The 17,794-nt window shown below is 48.2% G+C and carries 16 protein-coding genes and 1 pseudogene; 12 read left to right on the top strand and 5 right to left on the bottom strand.

Annotated features, from left to right (window positions below; translation table 11 throughout):
* Nucleotides 1–105 precede the first annotated feature (105 nt).
* Both mtr and plsB read right to left on the bottom strand, forming a co-directional pair.
* Nucleotides 106–1,362, bottom strand: a complete 1,257-nt coding sequence (gene mtr / locus SHEWPOL2_RS04775; RefSeq protein WP_037423680.1) for a tryptophan permease — start codon at nt 1,360–1,362, stop codon at nt 106–108.
* Nucleotides 1,362–3,785, bottom strand: coding sequence for a glycerol-3-phosphate 1-O-acyltransferase PlsB (gene plsB, locus SHEWPOL2_RS04770; RefSeq protein ID WP_037423683.1), 2,424 nt, complete (start codon nt 3,783–3,785; stop codon nt 1,362–1,364). The genes mtr and plsB overlap by 1 nt, the downstream gene beginning before the upstream one ends.
* 285 nt (nt 3,786–4,070) lie before the next feature.
* Here plsB and lexA point away from each other — a divergent pair, with 285 nt between their 5' ends.
* From lexA to SHEWPOL2_RS04740, 6 genes are all read left to right on the top strand, one after another.
* Nucleotides 4,071–4,691, top strand: coding sequence for a transcriptional repressor LexA (gene lexA, locus SHEWPOL2_RS04765; protein ID WP_037423686.1), 621 nt, complete (start codon nt 4,071–4,073; stop codon nt 4,689–4,691).
* Entirely contained in the window at nt 4,688–5,200 is a 513-nt protein-coding gene (locus SHEWPOL2_RS04760; RefSeq protein WP_037426610.1) for a SulA-like leucine-rich domain-containing protein, read from the top strand. The genes lexA and SHEWPOL2_RS04760 overlap by 4 nt, the downstream gene beginning before the upstream one ends.
* A 405-nt stretch (nt 5,201–5,605) precedes the next feature.
* Nucleotides 5,606–7,147, top strand: coding sequence for a cytochrome c oxidase subunit II (gene coxB / locus SHEWPOL2_RS04755; protein WP_037426607.1), 1,542 nt, complete (start codon nt 5,606–5,608; stop codon nt 7,145–7,147).
* Between the two features lie 9 nt (nt 7,148–7,156).
* Nucleotides 7,157–8,749 carry a cytochrome c oxidase subunit I gene (ctaD, locus tag SHEWPOL2_RS04750; RefSeq protein ID WP_037426604.1) on the top strand — a complete coding sequence of 531 codons (1,593 nt, stop codon included), beginning with the start codon at nt 7,157–7,159 and terminating at the stop codon, nt 8,747–8,749.
* Between the two features lies 1 nt (nt 8,750).
* Nucleotides 8,751–9,332 (top strand): cytochrome c oxidase assembly protein, encoded by a 582-nt coding sequence (locus SHEWPOL2_RS04745; protein ID WP_037426601.1) that lies wholly within the window; start codon nt 8,751–8,753, stop codon nt 9,330–9,332.
* Entirely contained in the window at nt 9,329–10,204 is an 876-nt protein-coding gene (locus SHEWPOL2_RS04740; protein WP_037426598.1) for a cytochrome c oxidase subunit 3, read from the top strand. The genes SHEWPOL2_RS04745 and SHEWPOL2_RS04740 overlap by 4 nt, the downstream gene beginning before the upstream one ends.
* A 28-nt stretch (nt 10,205–10,232) precedes the next feature.
* On the opposite strand, the gene SHEWPOL2_RS04735 is transcribed toward SHEWPOL2_RS04740, so the two are convergent.
* Entirely contained in the window at nt 10,233–10,463 is a 231-nt protein-coding gene (locus tag SHEWPOL2_RS04735; RefSeq protein ID WP_037423704.1) for a DUF2909 family protein, read from the bottom strand.
* On the opposite strand from SHEWPOL2_RS04735, the gene SHEWPOL2_RS04730 reads away from it, so the two are divergent.
* From SHEWPOL2_RS04730 to SHEWPOL2_RS04710, 5 genes are all read left to right on the top strand, one after another.
* Complete coding sequence (locus tag SHEWPOL2_RS04730) at nt 10,408–11,319, top strand: SURF1 family protein (protein WP_037426595.1); 912 nt, start codon at nt 10,408–10,410, stop codon at nt 11,317–11,319. The genes SHEWPOL2_RS04735 and SHEWPOL2_RS04730 overlap by 56 nt on opposite strands.
* Nucleotides 11,320–11,385: 66 nt before the next feature.
* The gene (locus SHEWPOL2_RS04725; protein ID WP_037426592.1) at nt 11,386–11,931 is read left to right on the top strand and encodes a hypothetical protein; all 546 of its coding nucleotides are present in this window, start codon (nt 11,386–11,388) and stop codon (nt 11,929–11,931) included.
* Nucleotides 11,931–13,004, top strand: a complete 1,074-nt coding sequence (locus tag SHEWPOL2_RS04720) for a COX15/CtaA family protein (RefSeq protein WP_037426589.1) — start codon at nt 11,931–11,933, stop codon at nt 13,002–13,004. Before SHEWPOL2_RS04725 ends, SHEWPOL2_RS04720 begins: the two co-directional genes overlap by 1 nt.
* Before the next feature lie 2 nt (nt 13,005–13,006).
* The gene (cyoE, locus tag SHEWPOL2_RS04715; protein WP_037426587.1) at nt 13,007–13,909 is read left to right on the top strand and encodes a heme o synthase; all 903 of its coding nucleotides are present in this window, start codon (nt 13,007–13,009) and stop codon (nt 13,907–13,909) included.
* A 60-nt stretch (nt 13,910–13,969) separates the two neighbouring features.
* Entirely contained in the window at nt 13,970–14,599 is a 630-nt protein-coding gene (locus SHEWPOL2_RS04710; RefSeq protein ID WP_167352755.1) for an SCO family protein, read from the top strand.
* 15 nt (nt 14,600–14,614) lie between these two features.
* On the opposite strand, the gene SHEWPOL2_RS04705 is transcribed toward SHEWPOL2_RS04710, so the two are convergent.
* A complete protein-coding gene (locus SHEWPOL2_RS04705) occupies nt 14,615–15,661 on the bottom strand; it encodes a polysaccharide deacetylase family protein (RefSeq protein ID WP_037426580.1) in 1,047 nt (348 codons plus the stop codon).
* 22 nt (nt 15,662–15,683) lie between these two features.
* On the opposite strand from SHEWPOL2_RS04705, the gene SHEWPOL2_RS04700 reads away from it, so the two are divergent.
* A complete protein-coding gene (locus tag SHEWPOL2_RS04700; protein ID WP_037426578.1) occupies nt 15,684–17,054 on the top strand; it encodes an MATE family efflux transporter in 1,371 nt (456 codons plus the stop codon).
* A gap of 534 nt (nt 17,055–17,588) precedes the next feature.
* Here the strand turns inward: SHEWPOL2_RS04700 and SHEWPOL2_RS04695 are convergent.
* A pseudogene (locus SHEWPOL2_RS04695) lies at nt 17,589–17,794 on the bottom strand (IS3 family transposase); the annotation flags it as partial.

Genomic DNA, 17,794 nt, shown 5'->3' with positions numbered 1-17,794 from the left:
GTTCGAGTTAAGCTGGAGTTTATGCAACTGTCCAGTTTTGGCGGTAAAAAGATGAATACAAAGAAAAAGCCCTCTATTTGAGGGCTTGATTTGCGAGCGAAATACTTAGGAGAACTGCGGTAATAAATTCGCCATCGCGAGTAGATGACAAGCACCCGTCACGACACCAAACAACACCACAAGGATAATTAACGGCGTGCCACCAAAGACCCTAAAACCTTGATGGTTAGGGAAGAGTTGTCTCGACTTGTAGGCCATCAGCGCTGGCACGATAACAGCCCACACGGTTGCCGCTAAGGCTGCAAATCCAATGGCAATTAAAAAGCCATCGGGAAACAGCAAACCAAATATGGTGGGCGGCACAAAGGTGACAATCGCCGTTTTCATCCGGCCAGAGCGCGTATCGTCAAATCCGAATAAATCGGCCAAATAATCGAATAAACCTAAGGTCACACCGAGGAAAGAAGACGCCACAGCTAAATTAGCAAATAGGGTTAACATGCTGTTTAACCAGCTGCTTTCCATTACTTTCGACAAGGCGCCGACTAACACACCCATATTGCCACCCTGGGCAATAATCTCACTAAACTGGCTGCGGGGAATATTGCCCATAGTGGCGACCAACCAGCAGGCATAAATGATCAGCGCGATAAAAGTCCCGACAAAAATGGCTTTGAAAATGGTCGATGAATCTTTGCCATAATACTTCACCAGACTCGGCACATTTCCATGGTAACCAAAACTGGCTAGACCAAATGGCAAAGCCGCCCACAGATAAGGCATAAAGCTTTGCTTTCCATCCGGTTCGAGCAACTTAGTCACATCGATTTCGATCAGCAAATTACCAATCGCGAGGAAGAAAGTAATAATCATCCCGCCGAGCATAATCGTCGTAATACGATCCACCGCCTTGGTACTGATCAACACGATACAGGCGAGCACGACAGCAAATACTAATCCGGCGACACTTTGAGGCAGCTCAATCCCCATGCCCTGCAGGCTATGGTTAACAATCGAGCCACCGCCACTGATGTAGGCGTAGGTTAAGATGTAGAGCACGAAGGCAATGGACACCCCATTCACGATGCGCCAAAACTGGCCCAGGGTTTCCTTGGTCAGGGTATCGAAACTCGCTCCCGGCTCGAAATGCAGGTTGGTTTCGAGCAGTAACAGTCCCGACATCAACATGCAAAACCAAATACCGAGTAACATCAGTACCGAGTAACCAAACCACATGCCAGCGCCCACGACAGGCAAAGAAAACATCCCCGCCCCTACTGTGGTACCGGCAATAATCATGGCACCACCGAGCAAAGACTTGCCCACCGGCTTATTCTTCGCCGCATTCATATGGTTAGCCATTAAGCGATATGCTCCGCGGTCACGCTGGCAACAATCGTCTGCCTTACAGAGGCTCTGAGTAAGCTATTGGCTTGATCGCGAATGCGCTCAACATCAGATTTATCTTCCTTACCAGAGAAATAACCCAACTCTTTTAGCTTAACACTCAAGGTGTTATAGAGTTTCTTATCGTAAAATTCTGGTGCGGTAATTCCATGCAGCGCCCCTAAACGTTGGGCAAGCAGATGGCTTTCAGACTCGAGATCCGAACGCTCCATCTTAGGTCTGTGAGCCAGCAGATTGAAGATAATGGCATAGCGTTGCAAGGTCTCACTAACGCTGCCAGCCAACAATAACATTTGGCTGGTGTGCTCGGTCACAACCGACAACATATCGCTTTCCTGCACTAGACCTTGCTCAATAAACAGCTCAAGCACTTGATTCACATAGCTTGGGAGATCTTTGATCCCCATAAACAATTCCGCCTTCAATAACGGATAAAAGTCGTTCACTATCCCAAGGATTTGCGCTCTTGAAATCTGTTTATTATTGATTAAACAGCTGGCAATTAATGACGGAATAATAAATAAGTGAATGATATTATTGCGATAGTATGTCATTGACGTCGCTTGTTTTTCATCAATTGACACTATCTCACCCAAAGGATCGGCGTTGATGGAGAACTTGTTCAGCTCTAATCCTTGTTGTACTAAGTGCTTGCCATCACCTTCGGCAACCGACGTAAACGAAGTGTAAGGCACACGCTTAAGCAGGGTCAGGTATAAATCTAACTGACGCTCGAGCAAACAACGCTCTAAGGCATTTTGCTCCGACGCCAACAACACTAAACTGGTCAAGGTAATAGAGCTAGCGGCAGCGGCGTCGTTAATCCGCGTCATCACCCGATTTGCTAACACGTTCACCGCTGGGGTTAACCAAGTCGGTTTTTGCTCAGGATCGTCGGCCACTTCACTGCGCCAGTTTGGTGCCGTTTCATTCAAGAAATTTTGCAATGTAATCGGCTCACCAAAGTTGACATAACCTTGGCCAAAGTTACCTAATTTACGAATAGCACCAAAGACTTGCCATACAGATTCTTTCTGTTTTTTCTTACCGCTTAGCTCTTTGTGATAGGTCGCCACTTCCATCACGTGATCGTAGCCTAAATACACAGGCACTAAGGTGACTGGGCGTTCGATACCACGCAACACACTGTTGATCGTCATAGCGATCATGCCCGTTTTCGGTGCCAATAGACGACCGGTACGAGAACGGCCACCTTCAGAGAAATACTCAACCGAATATCCCTTAGCAAACAGCTGATCGAGGTACTCACGGAACACGGCCGTATAGAGTTTGTTGCCGTTAAAACTACGGCGAATAAAGAAAGCCCCGCCACGGCGGAACAGCGGCCCCGCAGGCCAGAAGTTTAGGTTGATACCCGCAGCAATATGCGGCGGCACCATACCTTGGTAATACAGAATGTAAGATAACAGCAGGTAATCCATATGGCTGCGATGGCAGGGCACATACACAATCTCATGACCATCGTGGTGTAACTGCCGAATATGCTCGGCACCTTTGATGTTAATACCGCTGTAGAGCTTGTTCCATAACCACGTTAAAAAGCGCTCAGCAATACGTACGAGACTATCGGAATAATTCGCCGCAATTTCATCAAGATATTCAATTGCCGTTTCACGCGCTTGGGTTTCAGAAATCTTCTTGCTCGCGGCTTCTTCCTGAATCGCCTTACGTAAGGATTCAGATTTCAGCAAGGAATGGAATAACGCCTGACGATTAGGCAACACAGGCCCCGTCATCACCTTACGTTGGCGACGGAAATGCACTCTCGCTACTCGAGCCAATTTATGGGCAATGCCCATATCGGTACCATGTTCGTCGGCCATGTAACGCAGCGATACCGCATTAGAAAATTGCACAAAGTTGTGACGGCCCAAAAATAGGATCATCAAGCACTTACGTAACCAAGTAGGGTTCTCGCGCTCAAGCACTGCCGCCTTCATGGTGTCGTCTTCTTTACCCGGAGTACGACCCCAATACAGACTCACAGGCACCAGCTGTATATCTAACTCTGGCTTTTCCTTATGGACGGCCAACAAACGCATAAAACATTCGAGGAATGGCTCATTGCTGGCGCGTTCACCAAATAAAGGCTTACGACCTTCAAGGCATACCACCCGTGGCGCCACAACGCCATTCACCACCAGCGGCTCGTAAGGGCTTGGCAAACCAAGTTTCGTGGTGATCTCGCTTAACGCAGCAATATCACTCAGGGATTCTGTTTTCATTACATAAGCAAGCGGTCTGGAGGCATCCAGATTCAGATCGGCAAAGGGATCCTGTGGCACAACAATAGTGTGCACTAAGTGCTTTTGGATCCAACGTAATGATTTCAACCAAAGAGAGTCTTGTTTAGGCATTATTCTTATGCAATGTAAGTACGTTCATTAGCCCCATAGAATACCAGATTCTAGAGAATATACCCAAACAACCTAAAGATGCAGGATTCAGCGGCTGATTTTAATGACTTAGTAACGCACTTTAGGCGACACCATTTATTGATACCGTGCAAATGGCATTCACCCCATAGATGACGATTACGGTTATTTGCAGATCTAGCTGACCAAGTTAAAAGTGGTTAATACTTGCACTACCAATAATACTGTATATACTAACAGTAACTGTATAGAAAAACAGGAAAGACCATGAGACCGTTGACGCCACGCCAAGCCGAAATTTTAGAGCTGATTAAACGTAATATTGCCGAGACTGGCATGCCACCCACTCGGGCCGAAATTGCCACCCGTTTGGGTTTTAAAAGTGCAAATGCCGCAGAAGAACACCTTAAGGCATTGGCGAAAAAAGGCTGCATCGAGATCATGCCTGGTACTTCCCGCGGGATCCGTCTCCCTGTAGAGGAAGAAGATAACCGCGAAACAGGCTTGCCACTGATTGGCCAAGTGGCAGCGGGTGAACCTATTCTCGCCCAAGAGCATGTCGAACAGTATTACCAAGTCGACCCCAGCATGTTCCACCCTGCTGCCGATTTCCTGCTGCGCGTAAAAGGCGACAGTATGAAGAATATCGGCATCCTTGAGGGTGACCTGCTTGCCGTTCATAAAGTACAACAAGCGCGCAATGGACAAGTTGTTGTTGCTCGCGTTGATGATGATGTAACCGTAAAACGCTTTGAAAAAAAAGGTAATTTAGTCTACCTACATGCCGAGAATGAAGACTATTCACCGATTAAAGTCGATTTGAGTTTCCAAAGTCTAACAATTGAAGGGCTCGCCGTAGGGGTGATCCGCAATGGAGATTGGCTATGAACAAACTATTAGGTAATGCCCCGCGTCACCCCGGTTTATGGCTAGATACGGTTCGAGATACAGAGACCGACTGGCAGCATACATCAATAGTCACTATGCCAACTCAGAGCCAAGGGCGCCAAGAGCTGACACAGCTGAGCAAACAACTTGCCCAACTGAGCCAACAGGGAAGATGGATAGTGCTCATCAACCCACCTAGTATTGGCTACAAGCAGCTATTAGCAAACGCAGGTGTGCGTATGGATCGCGTACTATTGGTTCACGCAAAAGATGAGGTCGAAACCCTTTGGGCGATGGAAAAAGCCTTAACCAGTGGCACATCTAGCGCAGTGATTACTTGGATTAACGCCCTAGATACTCGCGATAATCGTCGCCTACAAATTGTAGCAAAGAGCGCACGTGCAATGGGTATCGTGCTTGAAGGTTCAACGAATGACCAACCTTCTAGCACCAATCTCACACAATCGGCTAAATTTACTCAACCCGCATTTTTCAGCTCTGTTCATTAAAAATTTTTCACACCGTATTTAGCCTTGAAAGCCGCCTCACCTGTGAATGTGAGGCTTTTTTTTGGCAATTTTTCAGACAATTAGAAAAAGAAGTGATCTTGATCAATTTTTAAACAGCAAGTATGTTTGATTTAGGCGCACATGATATATGGCCTGTTTAGGCAGAAATATCGCGTTATTTTCGAATATCGCTCGCCCACAAAAATTGAGAATAATGGGTTTATTCAGCAGTATGTGCCAGTGTGGCTAATACCAGCAGTAACAATACTTGATCATAAGTAAGCCGCCAACGCACGTTGAAGTCAGAAACACTTTTTTGGGAACTGAAGAGTTTGCATAGAGTTGAGACTTACTGTGTTGCTCTTCTTTGTAGTTGCTATTTGCAATTAGCAGAGGAGAAGTCTTGTGAAGCAATGGTTGTATTGTTTACTCGTGGTGCTATTCGCCCCACCGTTGGCCGCAGCAGACATGCGGTTCAATATGACGCCTGGCGTAACAGAAATCAGTGGCAAGGTATACCACCTGCACATGACGATTCTGTATATCTGCTGCGCGATAGGCTTAGTGGTTTTTGGCGTGATGATTTATGCCATGATCAACCACAGAAAATCCAAGGGCGCGGTCGCGTCACACTTCCATGAGAGTACAAAAGTTGAGATCGCTTGGACGATAATTCCCTTTATCATTCTGATCTTAATGGCGATTCCGGCAACTAAAACTCTGATTGCCATGGAAGACCCCAGCAATGCCGATCTCACGGTAAAAGTCACAGGATCGCAATGGAAGTGGCATTACAGCTATTTCGATCAAGATATTGAGTTTTACAGTATTCTCGCCACACCAAGACCTCAAATCGAAGGTAGTGAGGCCAAGGGAGAGCACTACTTACTCGAGGTCGATAAGCCCCTTGTCCTGCCTGTAAATAGAAAAATCCGCTTTCTGATGACTTCTGAAGATGTTATCCATTCATGGTGGGTACCAGATTTTGCAGTGAAAAAAGATGCTAACCCAGGGTTTATCAACGAGGCGTGGACCCGTATCGATAAACCCGGCATTTACCGTGGCCAATGTGCCGAACTTTGCGGCAAAGATCATGGATTTATGCCGATAGTGGTTCGGGCACTGCCCGAAGCCGAGTTCGATGCTTGGGTTGCAGAACAAAAACAAGCTGCCAATGCCGCAGCGCAAGCCGCACAAGCCGCCTTATCACAAACACTGAGTAAAGAAGAGCTGATGACTCAGGGTGAGCAAGTTTACCTTGGTCACTGCGCAGCCTGCCATCAACCTAATGGCGAAGGTCTCAAAGGCGTATTCCCACATCTCAAAGGCAGCCCCATAGCTACCGGGCCACTGAGCGGTCATCTTGAAATCGTGCTCAATGGTAAAACGGGTACGGCCATGCAAGCCTTCAGTAAACAATTAACGCCCCAAGAAATTGCCGCAGTGATTACCTATGAGCGTAATGCGTGGGGCAACAACACGGGTGATGCGGTGCAAGCCAAAGACGTTGATGCCCATAAATCCGGTGGCACCAATAGCGAACCAGTAGCAACGACTCAGCCCCCCTCAACCACCGATGCGCCCAAAGCGGCGACAGAGCCCATCGCCAGTGTCGATCCCGCGAGTCTTCCCACGCTCAGCCATGATGAACTGATGGCCGAAGGAGAAAAGACCTATGCCACAGTTTGCGCCGCCTGCCACCAGCTAACGGGTGCAGGTATGCCTCCCGCCTTCCCCGCCCTTGCTGGTAGCGTTATTGCAACAGGCCCAGTCGCCAATCACATCGATATAGTGATGCACGGTAAACCGGGCACGGCGATGCAGGCATTTGGCAACCAACTCACGCCACAACAACTTGCCGCCATCATTACCTATGAGCGCAATGCGTGGGGCAACAATACCGGCGATACAGTGCAACCCGCTGATATTGCTCGCCATGGACAGTAGGGGATTAAGATGAGCACACTGACTCAAGATCAAATTGCCGCCCATGATGAACACCATCACGGTGCACCTAAAGGCATCATGCGCTGGTTACTCACCACCAACCACAAGGACATTGGCACCCTGTACCTATGGTTTAGTTTCATTATGTTTTTAACTGGTGGTGCGATGGCCATGGTGATCCGCGCCGAACTCTTTCAGCCCGGATTACAACTCGTTGAACCTAACTTCTTCAACCAAATGACCACAGTGCATGGGCTAATCATGGTATTCGGCGCAGTGATGCCAGCCTTTACCGGACTAGCTAACTGGTTAATCCCGATGATGATTGGTGCGCCAGATATGGCGCTTCCACGTATGAACAACTGGAGTTTTTGGATCCTGCCCTTCGCCTTTGCAATATTGTTGAGTTCATTGTTTATGGAAGGCGGCGGCCCTAACTTTGGTTGGACCTTCTACGCACCACTCTCGACCACTTATAGCCCTGACAGCACAGCATTATTTGTATTCTCGATCCATATCATGGGGATAAGTTCGATCATGGGTGCCATCAACGTGATCGTAACCATAGTCAACCTGCGCGCGCCAGGGATGACGTGGATGAAGTTACCGCTGTTCGTCTGGACTTGGCTGATTACCGCCTTCTTGCTGATCGCCGTTATGCCCGTACTCGCTGGGGCCGTCACTATGGTGTTAACCGATAAGTTTTTCGGTACTAGCTTCTTCGAGGCGGCAGGCGGCGGCGATCCTGTGATGTTCCAGCATATCTTCTGGTTCTTCGGTCACCCCGAAGTCTACATCATGATTTTGCCATCATTCGGCATTATCTCTGCCATAGTTCCTGCTTTCAGCCGTAAACCATTGTTCGGCTATGCATCCATGGTGTATGCCACGGCGAGTATTGCGATTTTGTCCTTCCTCGTGTGGGCGCACCATATGTTCACCACCGGTATGCCTGTGTTTGCAGAGTTATTTTTTATGTACTGCACTATGCTGATTGCCGTGCCGACTGGGGTAAAAGTGTTTAACTGGGTAGCCACTATGTGGCGCGGCTCACTGAGTTTTGAAACCCCAATGTTGTTCGCGGTGGCCTTTATTATTCTGTTCACTATTGGCGGCTTCTCTGGCCTGATGCTCGCCATCACGCCAGCTGACTTCCAATACCACGATACTTACTTTGTGGTGGCTCACTTCCACTACGTGTTGGTCACTGGTGCGATTTTCTCCATCATGGCAGCGGCCTATTACTGGCTGCCTAAATGGACCGGCCATATGTACAGCGAAAAGCTCGGCCAGTGGCATTTTTGGTGTTCGGTGATTTCGGTCAACGTGTTGTTTTTCCCGATGCATTTCTTAGGTCTTGCGGGTATGCCAAGGCGTATTCCCGATTACTCGATTCAATTTGCCGATGTAAATCAAATCGTGTCGATTGGGGGGTTTGCGTTTGGGCTATCTCAGCTGATTTTCCTCGTGCTGGTAATTAAGTGCATTCGGGGCGGCGAAAAGGCGCCCGCCAAACCTTGGGAAGGCAGCGAAGGCTTAGAGTGGACCCTACCAAGCCCAGCGCCCTATCACTCTTTCACCACGCCACCCGAGGTGAAATAACATGCAAGGCCAACCCCATCAGCAAAACATCAAGTCCAACCGTAAGCTCATTAGCCTGTTGGTGCTGGGCTGCCTTGCGATGTTTGGCTTTGGGTTCGCCTTAGTGCCGCTCTACGATGTGCTGTGCGAAAAACTGGGTATTAATGGAAAAACCTCTAATACTGCCAGCAGTTATCAGGCGATCACTGTGGATAAGAACCGGGTGGTAACGGTGGAGTTTATCTCGCAGGTGCAGACGGGCATGCCGTGGAAATTTGAGCCACAAACGAAACGGCTCGAAGTGCATCCGGGAGAACTCATCCACACGGCATTTCTGGCGCAAAATGTCTCGAATAGAGCAATTGTGGGCCAGGCGATTCCTTCAATTTCGCCCGGCCAAGGCGCAGCTTATTTCAATAAAACCGAATGTTTTTGCTTTAACCAACAACACTTAGCCGCCGCGAGTCGCGCCGAGCTGCCGTTGATCTTCTTCGTGGATCCTCAATTACCCGAGTCTATCCACACCTTAACCCTCTCTTACACCCTCTACGACATTACCGACAAGCAGTTAGCGTCTGCCATAGAGCAAGGAGCTGCAAAATGACCACTAAACATGAGACTTACTACGTCCCCGCCCAGAGTGCTTGGCCGATTGTTGGTGCTATCGGCTTGTTTTTAATCGCCTTTGGGGCGGGACATTTTGTACATCAACTCAAATCTGGCGCTTCGGGTGGCGGCTATATTTTACTGGCAGGCATCGCCGTTATCCTGTTTATGCTGGTAGGCTGGTTTAGAACCGTGATCAAAGAATCGATGACGGGCCTCTATTCCCATCAGATGGATAGATCGTTTCGCCAAGGCATGAGCTGGTTTATTTTCTCCGAGGTGATGTTCTTTGCCGCCTTCTTCGGCGCCTTATTTTACGCCCGCATGATCGCAGTGCCCTGGCTCGGCGGCGCGTCCAACAATGCCATGACCCACGAAGTCCTGTGGCCACACTTCGAGGCCGTTTGGCCACTCGTCACCACACCAGATGGCACCAAAACCGAAGCCATGCCATGGAATGGGCTACCGCTAATCAACACCATTGTGCTGCTGACTTCCTCAGTCACGCTGCATTTTGCCCATATCAGCTTAGAAAAGGGTAAGCGTTCGGCCATCACCCTCTGGCTAGGGCTCACGATTTTACTGGGAATTAGCTTCCTTGCTTTGCAGGCGGAGGAATATAGCCATGCCTACCATGAGATGGGGCTAACGCTCACCTCGGGCGTGTATGGCAACACCTTTTTCCTGCTGACGGGTTTCCACGGCATGCATGTAACCTTGGGCACTATCTTTCTATTAGTCTTGTTTTTCAGAGTGTTAAAAGGCCACTTTAGTGCGGATAAGCATTTTGCCTTCCAAGCAGGCAGTTGGTACTGGCACTTTGTCGACGTAGTTTGGCTCTGCCTGTTTATCTTTGTTTATGTGCTTTAAATATTCGTTGAAACAATAAGTTGAAAACTTAAGGCGTGGGATTAAGACCAAGCAGTCCAGTCCCTAAAGCCACCAGCAAGAGCAGGATAACCAGTACAGAAAATATCACCCTACGGCCCAAATAGCGGCTCATTGGCACTGGGTGTTCAGCGGTTTGGTCGTCACCTTTAACCATAATAATTAAGGCTCTGCCTAGGTTAAAAATGATAAACAGCAACAGCAGTACTAAAACACACTTAAAAATGAGCGGGATGTTCATACGCTATCCTTATGTTTTGCTGACCAAATTGATTTGGTTACCAAGATATATTTGGTTGCATAGGGGAGTGTCGTTACTACTGATATTGACTGTGGTGGTATTCGTGGTTTTGGTCAAGCTAGGTTTGTGGCAAATGGATAGGGCAGTTAAAAAAACCGAACTACTCGCACAAATGGAGGCAAGACAATCCGCTGCCACACTCAATCCTGAACAGCTCATCGCTGAATTGGCTAAAGGCAGCGTCACGGGCTACCGCTTACAAGTTCAAGCAAAACCCGAGAATCCACAAATCTGGTTACTCGACAATCAGGTCTATCAAGGGCAAGTGGGCTATCTCGCCTTTCAATTACTGCAAATAACGTCAGCAAATCAGGCAAGTAATACCGAGCAGCCTTGGTTGTTACTCGAACTCGGCTTTATCGCCGCGAAATCCCACCGAGATGCCTTGCCCGAAGTCAGCCCCATAGTCGGTGAACTGGCTCTTACAGGCCGTCTCTATCAAAAACAGATTAATCCCTTGAGCCATCATTTATTGGTAGAACCCTTCACCACGGAACAAGGCGAACGGATTCGGTTTCAAAATCTCAATCTACCCGAGATGGCACAAATGTTAGGACATCCCATCCTACCCGCGGTGTTACAACCCGATGTCTTACCCCAATTACAACCCGCGCAGATCTTGCCTCATCCTTGGCAGCCTTTGCCCCTCTCTGCCCAAAAACATTGGGGTTATGCATTGCAATGGTTTGCCATGGCAACTGTGTTTGTGGGGCTGATGGGTTGGCAAACAATGAAATACCTCAAAAAATCACGACAACGGCATCAAGCCGATAAGGAAGCGACTAAGACCGAGTAACAGATACCAGCAAGATGTTAATAAAAAAAATAAAACAAAGCATTAGGGACAATAAGAGGAGCAAATATGGACTCCCAACAAACAGCCAAATACCGCGCATTGGGGTTATTGCTACTGACCTTTATCGCGCCTGTGGTCATCGCTAAGTTAGTGCTGAGCATGCATTGGTATCAAGGCGGCTCCACCAACCACGGTGATCTCATCAGCCCAGAAACCAGCTATACCAGTCTTGGCCTTAACAATCCTCAGCCTAAGGAATGGCAACTACTATATTTATTGCCCGCAAAGTGCGATGAAGCTTGCCGCGAGCGCTTGTATATCCTGCGTCAGAGCCATACCGCCTTAGGGCCAGATCAGGCTCGTGTCGAACCGCTTATTCTTGTGAATCCAGACAGTGACTTAAACGCATTAAGCAGCTTTAACTTCAACACTCAGCCCGCCAGCCAAAGCCTCAGCCAATGGCTTGACCAACAACAGCTGATTATTGTCGATCCACTCGGCGCACTCGTGCTGCGTTACCCCCAAGTGCAAGGCAAGGCGGCACATTTAGCTCAGGGTAAGGCCTTGGTCGCGGATCTCCGTAAGTTATTGAAACTATCGAGGGTAGACTAATGCAACTGACTTGGCTCCTCCGCGTCACCATAGTCTTTACCCTGTTAGTAATTTTAATGGGGGCTTACACTCGGCTCTCGGACGCAGGACTTGGCTGCCCAGATTGGCCCGGTTGCTACGGCCATATCAAAGTGCCCACCCACGACCATGAGATCTCCCATGCCCAAACCCTATTTCCCGACCACGATATCCATCCCGAAAAAGCTTGGCTCGAGATGATCCACAGGTATATTGCGGGCGCCTTGGGCATCCTCGTCTTACTGGTTTTTATTCTCTGCCTAAAAACATCCCAAGCTCCCAAAAAACTGCCTTTGGCCATAGTGTTACTCATCATATTTCAGGCAGCGTTGGGGATGTGGACTGTGACGATGAAACTAATGCCGATTGTCGTGATGTCCCATTTAATTGGCGGCTTTAGTTTACTCTCGCTCTTGCTATTGCTGTATCTGCGAACACGACCCAAGCGAATTTTCGAAACCGCTGATATTCACAGTCAGCGTGTTGCGGATGCAGGATTTAATGGCTCCCATGGTTCGCGGATTGGCACGAGCCTTAAATTCATTGGCCAGAGTAAACACTTGCCGAAACTGGCGCTGTTGAGTCTGCTGGTGCTTATCGGCCAAATCATGCTCGGCGCTTGGACCTCCTCCAACTATGCGGCCCTCGCCTGCACAGCTTTACCGATTTGTGAAGGTAATTGGATGGACAACCTCGCTATTGCCGATGCGTTTTCCCCTTTCCAAGGGCAACACCCAAGCTTTGAATTTGGCGTATTGGATTACCATGCCCGCATGACCATTCATATCGCCCACCGCGTCGGTGCCATAATTACCGCCAGCCTATTGTTGTTGCTCGCCTATCGATTATTTTTCGGCACTCAGCTCAAGGCTCTGAGCCTGTTGTTGGTCGCCTTAGTGATACTGCAAGTCAGTTTGGGGATTTCAAACGTGGTGATGCATTTACCACTGGGGATTGCCGTTTCCCACAATGGCGGCGCGGCATTATTGCTACTCGCCCTAGTCGCAATTAACTATTTTCTTTGGCATAAGCCATCTTCAACATCGAGGGTTTAACCATGGCAAAACCGCTCTCAATCAGTAGTCACCCTAGTGTTAATGTGGCTTGGCGTGCCTATTTCGAGATGACCAAACCTAAGGTGGTGGCTTTAATGCTACTCACCGTCTTAGTCGGCATGTGCTTGGCCATGCCAACGATATTACCCGTACAACCTTTGGTCGCAGGACTTTTAGGTATCGCCATGATGGCGGGGTCGGCCGCAGCCTTAAACCACCTGATAGATAGGCGAATCGACGGCATGATGGCACGCACTTACAATCGCCCACTCCCCAAAGGACGGGTCTCGGCGACGAGAGCACTGCTGTTTGCGGCACTCTTAGGCAGTTTAGGTTTTGTAATCCTCTATGTATTCACTAACCCGCTCACCGCTTGGCTCACCTTTGCCAGCTTGATTGGTTACGCCTTGGTTTATACCACCTATTTAAAACGGGCCACCCCGCAAAATATTGTGATTGGCGGTTTGGCGGGCGCGATGCCGCCTCTCTTGGGTTGGACGGCGGTGACGAATCAATTCCATGGTCATGCACTATTGCTCGTCATCATCATATTCCTGTGGACGCCGCCGCATTTTTGGGCGCTGGCGATTCACAGACGCGCAGAATATGCCAAAGTGGATATTCCCATGCTGCCCGTGACCCATGGGGTAGAATTTACTAAGACCTGTATCTTGCTCTATACGATTTTGCTGGCGATGGCTTGTCTATTGCCCGTATTAGTCGGGATGAGTGGACCGCTCTACTTTGTGTGCTCAAGCTTGCTCAGCACTGGATTTATCTATAAGGCGTGGCAGTTAAAGTATCAGGATCGTGAAGGGCTGGCGATGCAAGTGTTTCGCTTCTCGATTTATCATTTAATGTTGTTATTTATGGCATTACTGCTCGACCACTATCTTTGGGCGTAATGTGCAACGCTCGATGGGCATAGGACGGGCATGGCCTGAGGACAAAATATGCAACAAAGAATCTCCAACAAGATCTTAGTGATAGCGATTCTATTAATAGGATTGGGAGGGCTATTTGCAGTGAAGTTCAATCCACCTAAGCCCGTTGAGTTAGAGAGTGGTTTTTTGTTTCCAGAGGCCTTCGAGCTAGCGCCCTTTGAGCTTGTCGATCAACAGCAACAACCCTTTACCAATGCGAATTTGAAAGACCAATGGAGCCTATTTTTTATTGGTTTTACTTACTGCCCCGATATCTGCCCAACTACCTTAAACAAACTCGCCGCCGCCTATCCTGAGCTGAAAAAAATTGCGCCCATTCAAATCGTGTTTTTATCCGTGGATCCGAAGCGGGATACCCCAGATAAACTCCTCACCTATGTGAATTTCTTTAATCCTGAGTTTAAGGCGGTGACGGGTGAGCAAACCCAAATATTCCCCCTCACCCGCAGCCTAGGGCTCACCTATGCTATGGTCGGCGAAGGGGATAATTATCAAGTAGATCATAGTGCTGGCTATGTACTGGTTTCTCCCCAAGGCACTCGGGTCGCGGTGTTTAAACCCACGGCAGCCTTAGGTAAAGCCCCTCAAGTACTCAACCAAGCCTTGATCAGCGACTTCGATAAAATCGTCAACAGCTATAAACCTAAATAGCCATCGCAGATGAGACTATTCTTTGACCCAAGAACCGTCGTCTTTGGGTCTCACCCAAGGCTGAGAAAACCAGTAAAAACCATTGCGCGTCTTACTTGGTGCCGTACAGTTGTAGCGCGAGCGGCCAGCTGGCAAGGCTAAATCGGCTTGAATGCTAAACTCGTTTTCACTTAACCAAGTAGGTGTTTTTGCGCCTTGCCCTTGGATATAACACATCAGTTGCTTAGCCGAAATATCGCTCATATCGAGCTTAACCTTAAGCTCGGGGCGCCAATTTCCGCCCTTAAGCTCAGGATCGCTAGGTGTTTGCTCAAGCACTGGCATATTGAGACTGTATAACTTGGCTTTTAGGCTCTTTAAATCCGCATATTGCCCCGCCACAGGGAAGCGCGGCAATGCCGTGAGTGGCGAATAAGGGCCTGCCGCCCCTGACTGTTGGCCAAAGGCAACAAAGCCGTTTTCGGTCAACATGTCTTGAATCGCCTGATTGTATTCACCATAGGGATAGGCCAGCATTTTAAAATTCTGCCCAGTCGCCTCGCGAATCGCATTTTCGGTGTCCTGAATATTGGCCTTAATTCGCGCCAACCATTGGCTTTGAGATTCATTGTCCAGCCTGCGGATCAAATGCTCATGGGCCCAGCTGTGGTTAGCAATATCAGCACCTTCCTTGGAGAGCGTGATGAGCTGCTCCCAAGTCATCATCTCAGTAAACTTTTGTTTAATAGGCTCAATTGCCACAAATAAGGTGTAGGGAAAACCAAATTCCTTTAGGATGGGATGCGCTGTGGTCGCAATGCTGCGATAACCATCATCGAAAGTAATCGCCACCGTTTTGGCGGGTAAATCTTGTTTTTGCTTTATCGCTTCGACCACCTGCGATAACGGAATCACCTTAAAGCCATCATCCGCCAAGAACTGCATTTGCTCACGAAATTGTGCAGGCGTGACGCTCGTCGCCGCCGGCGTGGTTTCTGACACATGGTGATACTGTAAAATGACCACGGCATTGGCCGAAAAAGTCACCAACCCGAAGAGTGCCAATAACGCACGTTTAACCATAATGTGAATACCTCCAATATCAATGACTACTGCAAAATCTACCGCACTCACGCTGCTGTTTAATGGCGCTAAAAATCGCCAACTGTTCGCGCTTGCACTGCCGATGATCCTCTCCAATATCACGGTTCCGTTATTGGGATTAGTGGATACCGCTGTGATAGGGCATTTGAGTGACGCCTATTATTTAGGGGGCGTCGCACTCGGGTCAACGATTATCACATTAATCATTTGGTTATTAGGCTTTTTACGAATGGCTACCACAGGCTTAGTCGCACAGGCCTATGGCGCAAACGATACCGCGAGCCAATTAAAATTGCTGGTTCAAGGCGCGATGCTGGCGACTGGACTGGGTATCGCGGTGATCCTATTGCAGCTCCCGATATTGAATTTAGCGCTCGGCCTCTCCGAGGCGAGTATGGAAGTGGAGCGTTATTGCCGAGAATATTTTCAAGTCCGCGTTTGGTCGACGCCATTCGCCCTACTCAATTTAGTTATGCTCGGCTGGCTCCTTGGCCGGCAACAACCCAAGGCGGCGATGTGGCAGCTTATCCTCGCCAACTTAGCCAATATTATCCTCGATGTACTATTTATAATGGGATTCGGCTGGGGTGTAAAAGGCGCAGCACTCGCTTCAGTATGTGCCGATATCACCGCCTTTAGCGTTGCACTCTACATGGTATTACAACAGCTTAAGCTGTCATCTCAATTTAAATTTGACCAATTGCGTGTCCATCTGACGTTTGCCGGTTACGGCAAACTGCTCAAACTCAATAGCGATATTTTTATCCGCAGTCTATGCCTGCAAGCTGCCTTCGCCTTTATGACCTTTCACGGTGCAGGCCTTGGGGACAATACCGTCGCAGCCAATGCAGTGTTATTAAATTTACTGCTATTAATCTCCTACGCCCTCGATGGCATCGCCTATTATGCCGAGGCGGAAGTGGGCAAAGCCTATGGTCAAAAACGCGCGCAGCAATTGCATGAAGCCGTGGTGCTGGCCTGGTGTTGGTCTGCCATCACAGCAGTTGGGTTTACACTGATCTTTAGCCTTTGGGGAAGCCATATTATCGAACTGTTGACCAGTATTGATAAGGTCAGAACCACAGCACAGACTTATCTGATTTGGTTGGTATTGCTACCGCTTTGGTCTTTTAGCTCTTACCTATTCGATGGAGTTTATATCGGTGCGGCGCAGGGTAAAGTGATGCGTAATAGCATGATTATCGCGACATTTGGCGCCTTCTTTCCGACATGGTATTTACTACAATCGCTATTGCCTTCTGAGCAGGCTAACCATGCTCTGTGGGCGGCCATGACGGCCTTTATGTTAATGCGAAGCCTGACCCTTGCTGCACATTATCGCTTTAGTAAGACGTTCCAACTGCACTCTTAGTGCATGTAATAATCTGAATTTTTGGGTGACTCCGCCTTGACTTAACCGCTCAAGATTCACATCAGGATGCAATTAGACCCGACAGGTTGATTTAACTCACTTCAGCCCCTAAGTGTGGCACGGCTCGAAGATCAGCCCTTTGTTATCTGATAATTTGAGATACTTAAAGTAATGGGGACCCAAAAGAAAGACCTGACGATAAGGGATTTAAACATCAGTTACAGTGAATCAGACTTGCCTAGTCTGATTCAAGGGGTAAAAAAGGTTTTCCCTGCTTTGCCCTAAGTAAAATATCTCTCCAGTTGCCTTACGTTTAATCATGTTGATTAAAAATCAATCAACCCTAAGGAATGTCAGTTGGCGTGTCACAATTTAATTTTTCAGGTTGGTATACTGATTGTTTTGATGATAAATTGCTATTAATACATTTAGTTAAAAATATGCGTAATCGTAAAGTTACATGAGAACTAATAAAATTGTACTAGCTCAGACCTGATCTGACAGTTGCCCATTTTTTAGGGTGCCACTGTCAGCTTAGATTTGAGCTAAATTCTTTTCAGCCCAAAACCGTTTCCCATCTATTAATGTGGCCAGTGGTGTTCTGCCGCAGCACATTTTACCTTGATGGGTTCGTTCATTGTTGTAATAAGCCAGCCATTCGTCCAGATCTTTTTGTAGTTCCTCCATGTTACCGTACAGTTTTTTTCGGAAAGTAACCTGATAAAACTCATTCAAAATAG

This window comes from Shewanella sp. POL2 (assembly GCF_000282755.1).
In the GTDB taxonomy this organism is placed as follows: Bacteria; Pseudomonadota; Gammaproteobacteria; order Enterobacterales; family Shewanellaceae; genus Shewanella; species Shewanella xiamenensis.
Note: the sequence above shows the minus strand (reverse complement) of the source record. Positions and strands in the feature narration are given on the sequence as shown.

Excerpts from the sequence above, each read along its gene's own strand:
- cyoE (WP_037426587.1), top strand. The coding sequence starts at position 13,007 with ATGGCAAAACCGCTCTCAATCAGTAGTCACCCTAGTGTTAATGTGGCT.
- SHEWPOL2_RS04735 (WP_037423704.1), bottom strand. The coding sequence starts at position 10,463 with ATGAACATCCCGCTCATTTTTAAGTGTGTTTTAGTACTGCTGTTGCTG.
- mtr (WP_037423680.1), bottom strand. The coding sequence starts at position 1,362 with ATGGCTAACCATATGAATGCGGCGAAGAATAAGCCGGTGGGCAAGTCT.
- SHEWPOL2_RS04760 (WP_037426610.1), top strand. The coding sequence starts at position 4,688 with ATGAACAAACTATTAGGTAATGCCCCGCGTCACCCCGGTTTATGGCTA.
- lexA (WP_037423686.1), top strand. The coding sequence starts at position 4,071 with ATGAGACCGTTGACGCCACGCCAAGCCGAAATTTTAGAGCTGATTAAA.
- SHEWPOL2_RS04730 (WP_037426595.1), top strand. The coding sequence starts at position 10,408 with ATGATAAACAGCAACAGCAGTACTAAAACACACTTAAAAATGAGCGGG.
- plsB (WP_037423683.1), bottom strand. The coding sequence starts at position 3,785 with ATGCCTAAACAAGACTCTCTTTGGTTGAAATCATTACGTTGGATCCAA.
- SHEWPOL2_RS04740 (WP_037426598.1), top strand. The coding sequence starts at position 9,329 with ATGACCACTAAACATGAGACTTACTACGTCCCCGCCCAGAGTGCTTGG.
- ctaD (WP_037426604.1), top strand. The coding sequence starts at position 7,157 with ATGAGCACACTGACTCAAGATCAAATTGCCGCCCATGATGAACACCAT.
- SHEWPOL2_RS04725 (WP_037426592.1), top strand. The coding sequence starts at position 11,386 with ATGGACTCCCAACAAACAGCCAAATACCGCGCATTGGGGTTATTGCTA.
- SHEWPOL2_RS04700 (WP_037426578.1), top strand. The coding sequence starts at position 15,684 with ATGACTACTGCAAAATCTACCGCACTCACGCTGCTGTTTAATGGCGCT.
- SHEWPOL2_RS04720 (WP_037426589.1), top strand. The coding sequence starts at position 11,931 with ATGCAACTGACTTGGCTCCTCCGCGTCACCATAGTCTTTACCCTGTTA.
- SHEWPOL2_RS04705 (WP_037426580.1), bottom strand. The coding sequence starts at position 15,661 with ATGGTTAAACGTGCGTTATTGGCACTCTTCGGGTTGGTGACTTTTTCG.
- SHEWPOL2_RS04745 (WP_037426601.1), top strand. The coding sequence starts at position 8,751 with ATGCAAGGCCAACCCCATCAGCAAAACATCAAGTCCAACCGTAAGCTC.